The 13,952-nt window shown below is 67.4% G+C and carries 15 protein-coding genes; 1 reads left to right on the plus strand and 14 read right to left on the minus strand.

Annotation, left to right across the window (positions count from 1 at the left end):
• Positions 1–12: 12 nt before the first annotated feature.
• From ACJJV6_RS17950 to pyrR, 4 genes are read right to left on the minus strand one after another with little or no spacing between them, the layout of a single operon-like run.
• Entirely contained in the window at positions 13–531 is a 519-nt protein-coding gene (locus ACJJV6_RS17950; RefSeq protein WP_407709489.1) for a hypothetical protein, read from the minus strand.
• Positions 531–1,868, minus strand: coding sequence for a dihydroorotase (locus ACJJV6_RS17955; protein ID WP_407709490.1), 1,338 nt, complete (start codon positions 1,866–1,868; stop codon positions 531–533). The genes ACJJV6_RS17950 and ACJJV6_RS17955 overlap by 1 nt, the downstream gene beginning before the upstream one ends.
• The gene (locus tag ACJJV6_RS17960) at positions 1,868–2,890 is read right to left on the minus strand and encodes an aspartate carbamoyltransferase catalytic subunit (protein WP_407709491.1); all 1,023 of its coding nucleotides are present in this window, start codon (positions 2,888–2,890) and stop codon (positions 1,868–1,870) included. The genes ACJJV6_RS17955 and ACJJV6_RS17960 overlap by 1 nt, the downstream gene beginning before the upstream one ends.
• Positions 2,887–3,474, minus strand: coding sequence for a bifunctional pyr operon transcriptional regulator/uracil phosphoribosyltransferase PyrR (pyrR, locus tag ACJJV6_RS17965; protein ID WP_407709492.1), 588 nt, complete (start codon positions 3,472–3,474; stop codon positions 2,887–2,889). The genes ACJJV6_RS17960 and pyrR overlap by 4 nt, the downstream gene beginning before the upstream one ends.
• A gap of 181 nt (positions 3,475–3,655) precedes the next feature.
• On the opposite strand from pyrR, the gene ACJJV6_RS17970 reads away from it, so the two are divergent.
• Positions 3,656–4,933, plus strand: coding sequence for a PrsW family intramembrane metalloprotease (locus ACJJV6_RS17970; protein WP_354175978.1), 1,278 nt, complete (start codon positions 3,656–3,658; stop codon positions 4,931–4,933).
• Between the two features lie 44 nt (positions 4,934–4,977).
• Here ACJJV6_RS17970 and ACJJV6_RS17975 read toward each other — a convergent pair whose 3' ends face one another.
• From ACJJV6_RS17975 to ruvX, 10 genes are all read right to left on the minus strand, one after another.
• Positions 4,978–6,018, minus strand: a complete 1,041-nt coding sequence (locus ACJJV6_RS17975) for an AAA family ATPase (RefSeq protein ID WP_009357420.1) — start codon at positions 6,016–6,018, stop codon at positions 4,978–4,980.
• A 182-nt stretch (positions 6,019–6,200) separates the two neighbouring features.
• Complete coding sequence (nusB, locus tag ACJJV6_RS17980) at positions 6,201–6,611, minus strand: transcription antitermination factor NusB (RefSeq protein WP_133347200.1); 411 nt, start codon at positions 6,609–6,611, stop codon at positions 6,201–6,203.
• Positions 6,611–7,174 carry an elongation factor P gene (gene efp / locus ACJJV6_RS17985; RefSeq protein ID WP_009357422.1) on the minus strand — a complete coding sequence of 188 codons (564 nt, stop codon included), beginning with the start codon at positions 7,172–7,174 and terminating at the stop codon, positions 6,611–6,613. Before efp ends, nusB begins: the two co-directional genes overlap by 1 nt.
• Before the next feature lie 174 nt (positions 7,175–7,348).
• A complete protein-coding gene (locus ACJJV6_RS17990; RefSeq protein WP_009357423.1) occupies positions 7,349–7,867 on the minus strand; it encodes a tetratricopeptide repeat protein in 519 nt (172 codons plus the stop codon).
• Positions 7,867–8,958 (minus strand): 3-dehydroquinate synthase, encoded by a 1,092-nt coding sequence (aroB, locus tag ACJJV6_RS17995; RefSeq protein ID WP_133347202.1) that lies wholly within the window; start codon positions 8,956–8,958, stop codon positions 7,867–7,869. The genes ACJJV6_RS17990 and aroB overlap by 1 nt, the downstream gene beginning before the upstream one ends.
• Entirely contained in the window at positions 8,955–9,524 is a 570-nt protein-coding gene (locus ACJJV6_RS18000; protein ID WP_009357425.1) for a shikimate kinase, read from the minus strand. Before ACJJV6_RS18000 ends, aroB begins: the two co-directional genes overlap by 4 nt.
• Positions 9,524–10,723 (minus strand): chorismate synthase, encoded by a 1,200-nt coding sequence (aroC, locus tag ACJJV6_RS18005; RefSeq protein ID WP_035752338.1) that lies wholly within the window; start codon positions 10,721–10,723, stop codon positions 9,524–9,526. The genes ACJJV6_RS18000 and aroC overlap by 1 nt, the downstream gene beginning before the upstream one ends.
• Positions 10,724–10,749: 26 nt before the next feature.
• A complete protein-coding gene (locus ACJJV6_RS18010; protein WP_035752368.1) occupies positions 10,750–11,610 on the minus strand; it encodes a shikimate dehydrogenase in 861 nt (286 codons plus the stop codon).
• Entirely contained in the window at positions 11,607–13,352 is a 1,746-nt protein-coding gene (mltG, locus tag ACJJV6_RS18015; protein ID WP_009357428.1) for an endolytic transglycosylase MltG, read from the minus strand. Before mltG ends, ACJJV6_RS18010 begins: the two co-directional genes overlap by 4 nt.
• Complete coding sequence (gene ruvX, locus ACJJV6_RS18020) at positions 13,349–13,948, minus strand: Holliday junction resolvase RuvX (RefSeq protein ID WP_035752341.1); 600 nt, start codon at positions 13,946–13,948, stop codon at positions 13,349–13,351. The genes mltG and ruvX overlap by 4 nt, the downstream gene beginning before the upstream one ends.
• Positions 13,949–13,952: the final 4 nt, after the last annotated feature.

A 13,952-nucleotide genomic window follows, 5' to 3' on the forward strand; every position in this document is an offset into this window, starting at 1 on the left:
TCCGTCACTGTCTTACTTTCCACTGGTGGCGCCTGCGGCCGGGGCTGAGGAGATCAATTCCTGGAGTGCCGCGTAGAGCGTGTCCTTGTCCGCGGCGCGGCGGGTGCGGAACCCGGTGTCCAGCTCGTGGGAGCCGTGCAGCCAGGTCAGCACCAGCAGGCCGTCCTTCTCGACGAACTTTCCGGCCATCCCGCTGTCCTGCCGGACGCCGCCAAGCGCGGCGGCGGGAATGTACAGCGCCGGGGCGCCGGAGCGGTCGAAGAGGACGCCGTGGGGGTACACCGAGAGGGTTGCGTTGGTGCGGATGCCAAGGCCGTGCACGGCGATCCGGTCCAGCCAGTCACCGCCGGTGGTGGTGGCAACGTACTGGCCTTCGGCCGTGGTGATCGGCTCGCCGGGCGCCGCGGGCACGGGAGGCAGCTGTTCGACGTCGGACTGGCGCTTCAGGCGGTTCCGCCAGCCGATGGCGAGCAGGACGAAGACGACGGCGATGACCGCCAGCATCGCCAGTCCGGGGAGGATTTTGTCCATCAGGCGGCGCCTGCCGGAGCGGCTGCGTACGGGTAGGGGGTGTTGAGTTCGCCGTCCAGGACGGTGGGGTGCCCCTTGAAGAACGTGGCCACCACCTTGCCGGGCAGTTCGCGGCCCTTGAACGGCGAGTTCCGTCCCATGGTGGCCATCCGGTACGGGTCCACGGTCCAGCGTGCCGCCGGGTCCACCAGGATGACGTTGGCGGGCTCCCCTGCCTCCAGCGGACGGCCCTGGTCACCGAGGCGGCCGATCCTGGCAGGTGTGGTGGAGGTGACCCGGGCGAAGTCGGCCCAGCCCATCAGGCCGGTTTCGATCATGGTGTGCTGCACCACGGACAGGGCTGTTTCCAGTCCGGTCATGCCCATGGCTGCCTGCGCCCACTCGCATTCCTTGTGCTCGCTGGGGTGCGGCGCGTGGTCGGTACCCACGACGTCGATGGTGCCGTCAGCCAGCCCGGCGCGCAAGGCCTGGACGTCTGCGTCGGTGCGCAGCGGCGGGTTGACCTTGAAGACGGGATCGTAGCTGCGGACCAGGTCATCCGTGAGCAGCAGGTGGTGCGGCGTAACCTCGGCGGTGACGTCGATCCCGCGTTCCTTGGCCCAGCGGATGATGTCCACCGATCCGGCGGTGGACACGTGGCAGACGTGCAGGCGCGAGCCGACGTGCTGGGCCAGCAGGACGTCGCGGGCGATGATGCTTTCCTCGGCGACGGCCGGCCATCCGGTCAGGCCCAGGACGGCTGAGACTTCGCCTTCATTCATCTGGGCGCCGGCGGTGAGGCGGGGCTCCTGCGCGTGCTGGGCCACCACGCCGTCGAACGCCTTGACGTATTCCAGTGCGCGGCGCATCAGTACGGGGTCGTGGACGCAGATGCCGTCGTCGGAGAACATCCGGACCCGGGCACGGGAGTCTGCCATGGCACCGAGCTCGGCGAGCTGCTCGCCGGCGAGGCCCACGGTGACGGCACCGACGGGCCGCACATCAACCCAGCCGGCGGTCCGGCCAAGGGTGTAGACCTGCTCCACCACGCCGGCGGTGTCCGCCACGGGGGTGCTGTTCGCCATCGCGTGCACGGCGGTGTAGCCGCCCAGTGCCGCGGCGCGGGTTCCCGTTTCCACGGTCTCCGCGTCCTCCCGGCCGGGCTCCCGGAGGTGCGTGTGCACATCAACCATGCCCGGCAGGGCCACCAGGCCGGCGGCGTCAATCACGGTGGCCCCGTCAGCGGACAGCCCCTTTCCGGTTTCGGCGATGACGCCGTCCCGGATCAGCAGGTCCGCCGGTTCGCCGCCCAGGATCGAGGCTCCGCGGATCAGATAGGTTCCGGTGTTGCCTGCCATCAGTTGCTCTCCTTGGTCTGGGCGGTGCCGGCCGCGGCCAGGACCGGTTGGGCTGGTTCACGGGTGTCCCCGGAGAGCAGCAGGTACAGGGCGGCCATCCGCACGGACACGCCGTTGCGGACCTGGGCCAGGACGGTGGACCGGGGCGAATCGGCGGCGGCCGCGGAAATCTCCAGGCCGCGGTTCATGGGGCCCGGGTGCATGATGATGGTGTCCTTCATGCCGAGGCGGTCCAGCGCCCGCAGGCGGTTGTCGTCGAAGCCCCAGCGCCTCGAGTATTCGCGGGTGCTGGGGAAGAAGGAGGCGTTCATCCGTTCACCCTGGACCCGGAGCATCATGACGGCGTCCACGCCCTGCGCCAGCGTGTCGTCCAGGTTGTAGCTGACCTTGCAGGGCCATTTTTCGAGGCCGATGGGCAGCAGGGTGGGCGGTGCCACCAGCGTGACCTCCGCGCCGAGGGTGCGGAGGAGCCAGACGTTGGAGCGGGCCACCCGGGAATGCAGGACGTCGCCGGCGATGGCCACGCGCATCCCTTTCAAGTCGGCGCCCTCGGAGCCGGTGCCGGACAGCCGCGCCCAGTGCCGGCGCATGGTGAACGCGTCAAGCAGCGCCTGGGTTGGGTGCTCGTGGGTGCCGTCGCCGGCGTTGATGACGGCGGCGTCGATCCAGTCCGTCGCGGCCAGGCGATGCGGGGCGCCGGAGGCCCAGTGGCGGATGACGACGGCGTCCGCGCCCATCGCGGACAGGGTCTGGGCCGTGTCCTTCAGGGACTCGCCCTTGGACACCGATGATCCCTTGGCCGCGAAGTTGATGACATCCGCGGAGAGGCGCTTGGCGGCGGCTTCGAACGAGATGCGGGTGCGGGTGGAGTCTTCGAAGAAGAGGTTCACCACGGTGCGGCCGCGCAGCGCGGGCAGCTTCTTGACTTCGCGGTCGCCCACGGCCGCCATCTCTTCGGCGGTGTCCAGGATGCTGATGGCATTGGAACGGCTAAGGTCCTGGGTGGAGAGCAGGTGCTTCACGAGCCGCCTTCAATCACTACTTCGTTGGTGGGGGCGCCGCCGGGGGGCGTGTCCGTTTCTTCGAGCCGGACCCGGACCTTCTCGGAGGAGGACGTGGGAAGGTTCTTTCCCACATGGTCGGCGCGGATGGGCAGTTCACGGTGGCCGCGGTCGATGAGCACGGCCAGCCGGACAATGCGGGGACGGCCCAGATCGATGAGTGCGTCCAGCGCGGCGCGGATGGTGCGGCCCGAATAGAGGACGTCGTCGATCAGGACCACGACTTTGTTGTCGATGCCGGTGCGTGGCAGTTTGGTGGGATAGGGCGGCCGGGTTCCCTGGTGGAAGAGATCGTCACGGAACATGGTGACGTCGAGCTGGCCGACGATTGCCGCGGCATCAACAGAGCTGTCCGCGGCCGCGATTTTTTCGGCGAGCCGGACTGCCAGCGGGTAGCCCCGGCGCGGGATGCCCAGCAGGACCAGGTCCTTGGACCCCTTGTTGGCCTCAAGGATCTCATGGGCGATACGAGTGAGCGCACGGTCAATGTCAGCCGAATTCAGGACTGTCCTGGCTGGAACCGGTGCGCTGGTGACAGAAGTCAACGCTCGTCTCCCCTTTCCCCGCCTCACAGGACGGAATTAAAAAAGGATCATGTGCGGTTCCAAAATTACCACACGGCGTTCCGCGGACCGGCGCCGGCGGAACGCGGCGATGGTCACATCCGGGGCCGCCGCGGGGTAAGGATCCTTGGACGGGCGGCACGGCACACCTAGGCTTTCGGGTATGTCGACGCATCCCCGCCAGCCATCGCCCGGGCGCCCTGAAGATCCCTACTCCGGCCCTGCCTCCCCGCTCCCCCGCCAGGCAAATCCGAGCTGGATGGGACACGTGCAGCCGGAGAACTACCGGCCGGCGCCGGGACACTACGGCGGGCCGGTGGAGGCGGTACTGCCGCCGCAGGTGCAGGGAACCGCGCTGCGGGCGGCACGGACCAGCGGCGGACTGCTTGGTCTGACGGTGGCCGGCGGCGCCCTCGCGTTCCTCAGCCTGTTCCTGGTGGTGCCCTTCCTGCTGTCCAATACGGGCACAGCCGGCTTCCTGATCGGGTTCCTGGCCTCGCTGCTGCCGCTCTCGGTGGTGCTGCTGGCCGTCTATGTCATCGACAAGTGGGAGCCCGAGCCGAAGCGGCTGCTCTTCTTCGCCTTCACGTGGGGCGCCGCGGTGTCCATCGCCGCCACCCTCCTGATCCAGCCCTTCTTCGTCCTGGCCTTCCAGTTTTCCGACATCCCGGACCTGCAGACCTACATGGCCACCGTCCAGGCGCCCATCGTGGAGGAATTCGCCAAGTCCCTGGGCCTGCTCCTGCTGCTCCTCCTTGCCCGGCGGCATTTCGACGGGCCGGTGGACGGGGTGGTGTTCGCGTTCACGATCGCCGGCGGGTTCGCATTCACCGAGAACATCCTCTATTTCGGCCGGGCCATCGCCGAATCGGCCAGCCCGGCCAGCGAGTTCGCCCAGGTGTTCTTCCTGCGGGGCGTGATGTCGCCCTTTGCCCATGCCATCTTCACTGGCACGACAGGGCTGATCATGGGCTTCGCCGCCCGGCGCTGGCATGCGGGGGCTTCCGTGGCGGCCTTCATTGTGGGGCTGCTGCCTGCAATGTTCCTGCATAACCGCTGGAACAGCATGGGCCAGGGTTTCCTGCTGGACTATGTCTTTGTCCAGGTGCCCATCTTCTTCCTGGCCGTGGCGGGGATCGTCCTGCTGCGCGTTGCCGAGAAGAGGCTGACGCGGCAGCGGCTGCTGGAATACTCCGCTGCCGGCTGGTTCACCACGGCCGAGGTGGAACTCCTGGCCACGCTCGGGGGCCGCCGCACCGTGCTGAACTGGGCCGGCAGCTATGGCCGGAAACGGCAGATGAAGGAATTCCTGAAGGCGGCCACCCGGCTGGCCAACACCCGCCAGCGGATCCTCAGCGGCCGTGACGTCCCGCTGCACCAGGCTGAAGAGCGGCAGCAGCTGCAGCACATCCTGGCCCTCCGCGCAGCGGTGGCGTCGTAAAGGCCGGCACTAACACGGCGTCCAGGGCCGTAGCGGCCAGGCTGTCAGGCCAGCCAGCGCCACCAGCGTGACGGCTCGGGGTCCGGCACCGGTTCCGGCTCCGGCTCCGGCGCTTCGCCCAGGGCCAGTGCGGCCTCGACGATGTCATCCGCAGTGAGCGTCATGACGGCCTCACGATCGAGCTCGTCGAGACTTAGTTCCTTGTCGCGCGAGAGCCTCAGCGCCTGGCGGTTGAGCGCCTGCTCGAACAGTGTGCGGGCGAACCGTGCGTTGCCGGAGTCCTCGCTCGCGTGCAGGCCGGTGAAGATGCGGCGCAGCATCTCGTCCGCCCCCGGCTCCAGCGTGTACTCGTGCTGGGCCAGCATCTGGTGGAAGATCGTCTGGAGTGCCTCGACAGAGTAATCGGGAAACGTGATCTCGCGGGCGAACCGGGAACGCAGGCCGGGGTTCGAGAGCAGGAAGGACTCCATCAGCCGCGGATACCCCGCCACGATCACCACCAGGCGGTGGCGGTGGTCCTCCATCCGCTTGAGCAGGACCTCGATCGCCTCGGGCCCGAAATCCATCCGGCCGTCCTCCGGGGCCAGCGCATAGGCCTCATCGATGAACAAAACGCCGTCCAGTGCACGCCGGATCACCCGGTCTGTCTTGATGGCGGTGGCGCCGACATATTGCCCCACCAGGCCCGAACGGTCCACCTCGACCAGGTGGCCCTTCTGCAGCAGTCCGACCGCCCGGTACATCTCGGCCAGGAGCCGCGCCACGGTGGTCTTGCCCGTGCCCGGGTTTCCGAGGAACACCAAGTGCTGTGATGTGGCCACCTCCGGCAGGCCGTGCGCCTTACGGCGGGCCTGGACCTGGAGCAGTGCGACGAGGGCCCGGACCTGTTCCTTCACGGTCTCCAGTCCGACCAGCGCGTCGAGCTCGGCCTGCACCTCGGACAGCGGACGGGCAGGCCCGGGCTTCGGACCGATGAGATCACCGACGAGGTCGTCGACGCGCTCCGAACCGGGCAGCTTGAGCTGATCGGCCAGATGGCCGATGGTTTCGCGCAGGTCGTCGAGCGGATGGCGGCTGGGAGCCATGCATCCACTGTAGTACGCGATTCCCGGCCGCGGTTCAGCGCTGCTCCCCAAGCAACGGATTGCCCTTAAACAGGAAACTGCTCCCCGTCAGCCGGAACTGAATTTTCAGTCCAACTTTCGGGGAGCAGTTCACGCTGTTCGTGGGGGCCGGCCCGTACGGCATAATGAGCCCGGCGCGGCTGCTAGGCGAGTAGCGACGGCTTCAGCTGCTGCAGGCGGCCCAGGAGCCCGTTGATGAACTGGGGCGACTCATCGGTGGACAGCGTCTTGGCCAGCGCCACGGCCTCGCTGACCGCCACACCGTCCGGGACGTCGTCGTTGTAGAGCAGTTCCCAGGTGCCGATGCGCAGGATGGCCCGGTCCACGGAAGGCATCCGTTCCAGGCTCCAGCCCTGGGAATAGGTCTCCAGGAACTCGTCGATCGCGGCCTGCTGCGACACCACGCCCTCGACAATTTCCACGGTGTACGGATTGACGATCTGGTCAGTCTTTTCCCGGCGCGCCCGCAGGACGTCGAAGGGTGAGACCGAGCGCTGCTCGGCCTCGAAAAGAACATCCAGTGCCCTGCTGCGGGCTTTACCGCGTGCGCTCACTACTCAGAGACCCGGCCGAGGTAGCTGCCGTCGCGGGTGTCCACCTTGACCTTGGTGTTGTTCTCGATGAAGAGCGGGACCTGGATCTCGTAGCCGGTTTCCAGGGTGGCCGGCTTGGTGCCTGCCGAGGAGCGGTCGCCCTGCAGGCCCGGCTCGGTGTAGGTGATTTCCAGCACGACGCTCGGCGGCAGTTCGATGTACAGCGGGGTGCCGTCGTGGATGGCGATGTTGACCATCTGGTTCTCGAGCATGAAGTTGGTGGCGTCGCCAACGGTGGCTCCGGAGACCGTGATCTGGTCGTAGTCGGAGGTGTCCATGAACACGAAGTCGGCACCGTCCTGGTAGAGGTACTGGTAGTCGCGGCGGTCCACGGTGGCGGTCTCGATCTTGAGGCCGGCGTTGAACGTCTTGTCCACAACCTTGCCGGACATCACGTTCCGCATCTTGGTCCGCACGAAGGCGCCACCCTTGCCCGGCTTGACGTGCTGGAATTCGATGACGTTCCAGAGCTGGCCCTCGAGCTTAAGGACCGTTCCGTTCTTGATGTCGTTAGTGGTTGCCACTGGTTTCCTCTGGTTTCTCTGTCTGGCAGGTTGGTCAGACGTTCTATGCCGGCCGGGCAGGCCAGACGGCCCGCCGGCGCGTGTTTGTCAAAAATCGCGCGGTTCGGAAAAAATCCAAGAACCATTCTACCGGTAATCCGCCGGCAGGTTTCCCCGGAGCGGGGCGGGGGCAGTTCAGCAGGCCAGTTCCAGGACGTCCCGCGCCCGCTGGAGGGCCACCGTGGACGAGTAGATCAGGGCCGCGTCAGCCGATTCCGCCACCCGCAGGTCGAGTGCACGCGTGAAGGATTCCACCGCCGCGGACGTCTGGCCTGCGCTGTACTGGGTCTTGCCCAGGAACTGCAGCACGAGTGCTTCGCGGGGTGTTCCCTGCACCTCGCTGAGGAGCTGGCGGAAGAGCTCCACCGCGCGGTCCGGGCGGTTGGAGACCCGGAGCACTTCGGCTTCGAAGGCGCGCAGCCGGAAGGACTCCGGATCCCGGAACCGTGCTTCAGCGAGAAGCTCGGCGGCTTCGGAGGCGTGGCCCTCCACCAGCAGGACAAAGATATGGTCCGCGGGGTCGGTGGACGCGGCCAGTGCTTCGCGGCAGGCATCCTCGTTCACGATTGCCGGCAGCAGTGTTTCCGGATTGATCCTGATCCCGGGGAAGCCGGCCTCCGGCCAGTCTGCTGTTCCCGTCATGCCGCCCGCCATCAGGAGGCAATCTCCTGGTAGGCGGCGAACAGGAGCGAGGTATCCGGAACGTCCAGGATTCCCGGCTTCGCCACTCCGTCGAGCACGACGAACCGCAGCAGGTCACCGCGCGATTTCTTGTCCCGGCGCATACCGTCCAGCAGGCCCTGCCACCGGTCGCGGCGGTACGTGACGGGCAGGCCCAGCCCTTCCAGGATGGTGCGGTGCCGGTCTGCGTCGGCGTCACTGAGCCGTCCCACGCTGCGCGCCAGTTCGGCGGCGAACATCATGCCCACGGACACGGCCGCGCCGTGCCGCCAGGAGTAGCGTTCCACCAGTTCGATGGCGTGGCCAAGGGTGTGCCCGTAGTTGAGGATCTCCCGCAGACCGGACTCTTTCAGGTCCTCGGAGACTACCTTTGCCTTGACGGCGATGGCCCGCTCGATCAGTTCCCGGATGGCCTCGGAGTGCGGGTCAACAACAGCCGCGGTGTCCCGCTCCACCAGGTCCAGGATGGCGGGATCGGCGATGAAGCCGCATTTGATGACCTCGGCCATTCCGGAAATGATTTCGTTCCTGGGCAGCGTGTCCAGGGTGTCCAGGTCGGCCAGGACCGCCGCCGGCGGGTGGAACGCGCCCACCAGGTTCTTGCCCTCGGCGGTGTTGATGCCGGTTTTTCCACCCACGGAGGCGTCCACCATGCCGAGCAGGCTGGTGGGCATGTGGATGACCTTCACCCCGCGCAGCCAGGTGGCAGCCACAAAGCCGGCCAGGTCAGTCACAGCGCCGCCACCGACCGCGACGATGGCGTCGGAACGGGTGAAATCGTTCTGGCCAAGGACCTGCCAGCAGAAGGCGGCAACCTGGATGTGCTTGCCTTCCTCCGCATCCGGGATTTCGGCTGTCAGGGCGGTGAAACCGGCCTCGGCCAGTTCGTCGCGGACCGTGTCGCCGGTGAGGCGCAGGGCGCGCGGGTGGATAACGAGCACGCGCCGGACACGCTCACCCAGCCGCCCGGGAAGTTCGCCGAGCAGGCCCCGCCCCACGACGACGTCGTAATTGTCGGCGGCGGATTCACCGGTGACTTTGATCACTGTTGATGAAGTGTTCACTGTTCAACTTCCTGTTTGGCAGCTGCGTAGGTCCGCAGTGCTGCTTCGAGCCGTTCGCCCAGTTCGGCAACCGAACCGTGGCGAACGTCCAGGGTGATATCTGCAAGCCGTTCGTAGACGGGCTTGCGGGTGGCGAACATGGCCGTCCAGCGGCCCATGGCGTCCCCGGCCAGCAGCGGACGCCCGGAGTTGCGGGCGATGCGGCTGGCGACAGTTTCGGCATCGCATTCCAGGTACACCACGGTGCAGCGGCTGATCAGCTGCTGGGTTCCGGAGTCAAGGACTGCACCGCCGCCGAGTGAGATGACCGTCGCGGTTCCCTGCGCAGCTTCGACGGCGGCGGCGACTGTCCGGGCTTCGATTTCCCGGAAGGCATGCTCGCCGCGGCCGGCGAAGATCTCGGCGATGGAGCCGTGTCCGGCGACAATGACGGCGTCGGTGTCAACGAAGGGGGCATGGAGCTGCTGGGCCAGCTGCTGCCCGATGGCCGATTTGCCCACGGCCATGGGACCGATCAGGACAATCGGCCGGTCGCCGACTGGACCTGTATTGCTGCGGTGCGGCACTACTGGCCGATCGAGTCCAGGGACGCCGGAATGCTGTCCAGGTAACCCTTGATGTTGCGGGCGGTCTCGGCCACGGAGTCGCCGCCGAACTTCTCGGCGACGGCTTCGGCCAGGACCAGGGCCACCATGGCTTCGGCCACGACCCCTGCGGCGGGGACGGCACAGACGTCCGAGCGCTGGTGGTGCGCCTTCGCGGGCTCGCCGGTGCTGACGTCGATGGTCTTCAGGGCGCGGGGCACGGTGGCGATCGGCTTCATGGCAGCACGGACGCGCAGGACGTCGCCGATGCTCATGCCGCCTTCGATGCCGCCGGCGCGGTTGCTGGCGCGGACGATCCGGCCGGCGTCGTCGCGGACAATTTCGTCGTGGGCGGCTGAACCGCGGCGCGCGGCGGTGCGGAAGCCGTCACCGACCTCCACTCCCTTGATGGCCTGGATGCCCATCAGGGCGGCGGCGAGCCGGGAGTCGAGGCGGCGGTCCCAGTGCACGTAGCTGCCCAGTCCCGGGGGAAGGCCGTAGGCAAGGACTTCCACCACGCCGCCAAGGGTTTCGCCTTCCTTGTGGGCGGCATCCACTTCGGCCACCATGGCGTCGGAGGTTTCGCGGTCGAAGCAGCGCAGCGGATCGGCGTCGAGGGCGATGACGTCGGCGGGGACAGGCAGCGGACGGCCTTCCGGAACCGTCACGCTTGCGATGGACACGGTGTGGCTGACCAGTTCGATCCCGAGGTGCTTGAGGAACCGGGCCGCCACGGTGCCCATGGCCACGCGCGTGGCGGTTTCGCGGGCGCTTGCGCGTTCCAGCACGGGACGTGCCTCGTCGAAGCCGTACTTCTGCATGCCGGTGAAGTCGGCGTGCCCCGGGCGGGGGCGGGTGAGCGGGGCGTTGCGGGCCTGGTCGGCGAGCAGTGCGGGGTCCACGGGGTCCGCGGACATGATCTGCTCCCACTTGGGCCATTCGGTATTGCCCACCTGGATGGCCACGGGGCCGCCCTGGGTGATGCCGTGGCGGACGCCACCGAGGATGGTGACAACGTCCTGCTCGAACTTCATGCGCGCGCCACGGCCGTAGCCCAGCCGGCGGCGTGCCAAGGAGTCTGCGATGTGCCCGCTGGTGATTTCCACACCGGCGGGGACGCCTTCAATAATTCCCATCAGAGCCGGACCATGGGATTCACCGGCAGTCAACCAACGCAACATATCTTCCATCCTGCCACGGGGGGCGGTTACAAAGCCCGTCGGGGAAGGCCGACTGAGGCGCACATCACATCTATGACGGCCGCATTGACGTCATCGCCGCGGCGGGTAAACAGGCGTACCTGTTCCACTGCCTGGTACAGCAGCATCTCGAGGCCGGGGACCACGGTGCCGCCGCCCGCCTGCCACACCGAGGCAACCAGGCTGGGCCAGGGATCGTAGGCAACATCCAGCAGTACACCGGGGGTTGCGGTCTTCAGCTCCGCGATTTCGGACGCGAGGCCATCCGCGGCCCGCGGCGGCAGGGTGGAGATGACGACGTCGGCGGCTGCCGTGGGGTGCGCGGCGTCCGCCAGGCGGCGGATGTCCAGGTCCATCCCCAGGCTTGCGGCGGCGGAGCGTACCTCGCCCGTCCTGGAGGTGTCCCGGACGAAGACCTGGACGTGGTCCGTCCCAAGTTCCTTCAGCGCGGCGATGGCAGACGCGGCTGTTCCGCCGCCGCCAAGGATGACGGCGGCAGGAGCTGTTCCCGTCCCTGCATGCCGGAGGGCGTTAACGATCCCGGCAACATCGGTGTTGGATCCCACGATCTTCCGGCCGCCGTCGTGGTCTTCGAAGGACACCGTATTGACCACGCCCAGCGTCCGGGCCACGCCGCGCACCTCGTCCACCTCGTTAAGCATGGCCGTTTTCAGCGGCATGGTGACCGACAGTCCGCGCCAGCCGGGCTGGTCGCGGATCTGCCGCATCAGCGATGGCAGCAGCTCTTCTGTGACGTCGATGGCCGTGTAGCTGATCCCTATCCCCAGCCGCGTGTAGGCCGCATGGTGCAGTGCCGGTGACTTCGAGTGGCTGATCGGGTGGCCGAGGACGGCAGCCCGCAGGCTCATGCGCAGCGGCCCGCGTTGGCCATGCACCACGCGTTGTACTGCTCAACGTAGACGTTGTGCTCCGCCAGGGTGCGGGAGAACTTGGTCTCCTTGGTGTCCAGGTTGATGGTCACCCAGTACAGGTAGTCATTGGTCTTGGGCCTCGCGGCGGCGTCGATGGCGGTCTTGCCGGGCGATCCGATGGGACCTGGCGGCAGTCCCGGATTGGCGTAGGTGTTGTACGGGTTGGACTTGTCCTGGCGCTGTTCGTCGGTGAAGTTGTAGCTCTTGGTGCCCAGGCCGTAGGTCACGGCGGAGTCCACCTGGAGGAAGCCGTTGGTCTGGTCGTTGGGCTTCAGCCGGTTGTAGATGGCACCGGCCACATCGCCGTACTCGGCCTGGCCGCCCTCGGCCTGCACAATGCTGGCCACGATCACGGCTTCGTACTGTTTGGCCGGATCGGTGATTCCCTGGGACACGAGTTCGTCAACCGTGATTTTGACGAGCGACTGGAGAATGTCCTTTGCCGGGGTCCCGAGGGGGAACCGGTGTTCTCCCGGTGCCAGGTAGCCTTCCAGGTTCTTCGCGTTGGCGGGCAGTCCGAACTGCGCGGGCTGGTTGCTGAGTGCCTGCAGGTCCTGGATCGAGATCCCGGACCCCTCGGCGATCGCCTCCAGGGATTCGTTGACGCGCAGGCCGGCGCTCAGGGCGAAGTAGATGACCTTTGCCTTGTCCTGGCCAAGGAGGACATCCACGGCGTCGCTGTTCTTCATTTCGGACCGGAAGGTGTAGTCGCCGGGCGACAGGGTCCCCCCCGAAGCCGCGAACGCCTGCAGGAAAGTGTCCGCGTTGGCCACCACGCCCTTGCTCTCAAGGTCGACAGCGACGGAGCGGGTGCCTTCGCCGTTGTCCACGGTTACCTGGACTTCCCCCGTTCCCGGGCCCGGGAAGTCGCTGGGCTTGTCGCTGCCGAGGAGGGGCTTGAGGAACTGTGCGCCGACGGCCACGGCAGTGACGAAAACGGCAAGGGTCAGGAAGAGTGCCAGCAGCCGGCGCCGGCGCCGGACCTTCTTGGAGGGCCTGGGCACTACCTGCGCCGCCGTGGAGCCGGCCAGCAGGCCGTGGTGGCCGCCGTCGTCATGGTGCTCGTCATCGTGGTGCCCGGCGTCATGGTGCCCGGCGTCATGGTGGATGCCGTGGTGGGCGTCGTCGGGGTGGACGTCATGGTGGTAAGCCTCGTCGTGGTAGGCCTGCCCGTGGTCCAGGTCGTCCCGGTAGGCCTGCTCTTCCCGGTAGCCGTGCGCGGGAACATGGACCTGGTTCAGGTGTTGGGTGGCGGGTGCATGCTGCCGGCCCACCAGCGCAGGCTCGTCATGGACGGCGTGCACGTCGCCCGCATGCCCATCGTGCTCATGCACGGCGACATCGTGGTGTTCTACGGGGGGCGCGTCCTGGATGGACGGAGGCATCGCGGGAGGAGCCGGGACCGGCTCCTCAACCCGGGCAGGTTCAGCCGCCTGCACCGGAGCGGCCGGCGCGGGTGCAGCGGGCGCACTGGTAACAGCGGGCGGCTCAGGAACAGCGGGAGGTTCGGCGGGCGGCGGCGGAACGTCATGTCCGGTCTCATAAGCCTGCTCGGGAACAGTGCCCTGGCCGCCGGTATTGAGGCTTTTTTCCCGTGCCCGGATTTCCTTGCGGGTCAGCGGCCTCGCCGTCCCGCCGTCAAAGGGGCCGGAAGCGTCGTCAATGTTGGCAGGGCTCACTGTTGCCTTCCATTATCTGAAAATCGGGTCGTGTCCCCCGAAGTGCCGGGGACGGACGCGTCCACCCCGCCGGCACCCTGGTCCACGGACGGGGATGGCGCTGTCACGCGTGAGCCGACATCCGCTCCCCTGGCTTTCTGCATGTCGATGGCGTGCTGGAGAATCCCTGCCGCCGCGACCTGATCCACTACTTTACGGTGATTCCTGCTGCTCATGCCAGCTTCGTGGAGGTTGCGGTGGGCCGTGACGCTGCTGAGCCGCTCGTCCACGAGGTTGACCGGCACGTCCTGATTGCGGCCAGCCAGCTCGGCAACCAGCAGTTCCGCGTAGTCGCCGGCCATCCGCGCAGACGAGTGTTCTTCGCCTTTCATCGTCCTGGGGAGCCCGACAAAAACCTGGACGGCACCGAGCTCCTCCACCAGCCTCGCAATGAGCTTGACGTCGGAGTTCTTTTTCGCGTTCCGGTCCAGCGTCTTGTAGGGCGTGGCGAGGATCGAGTCCCGGTCGCAGATGGCCACCCCGACCCGGACGGTGCCGACGTCCACCCCCAGTTTCACGCCCTGGGGGTAGCCGCCGGCAGCTGCAGGATTGGTCATGGCA

The sequence above is a fragment of the Arthrobacter nitrophenolicus genome, assembly GCF_045833485.1.
In the GTDB taxonomy this organism is placed as follows: Bacteria; Actinomycetota; Actinomycetes; order Actinomycetales; family Micrococcaceae; genus Arthrobacter; species Arthrobacter nitrophenolicus.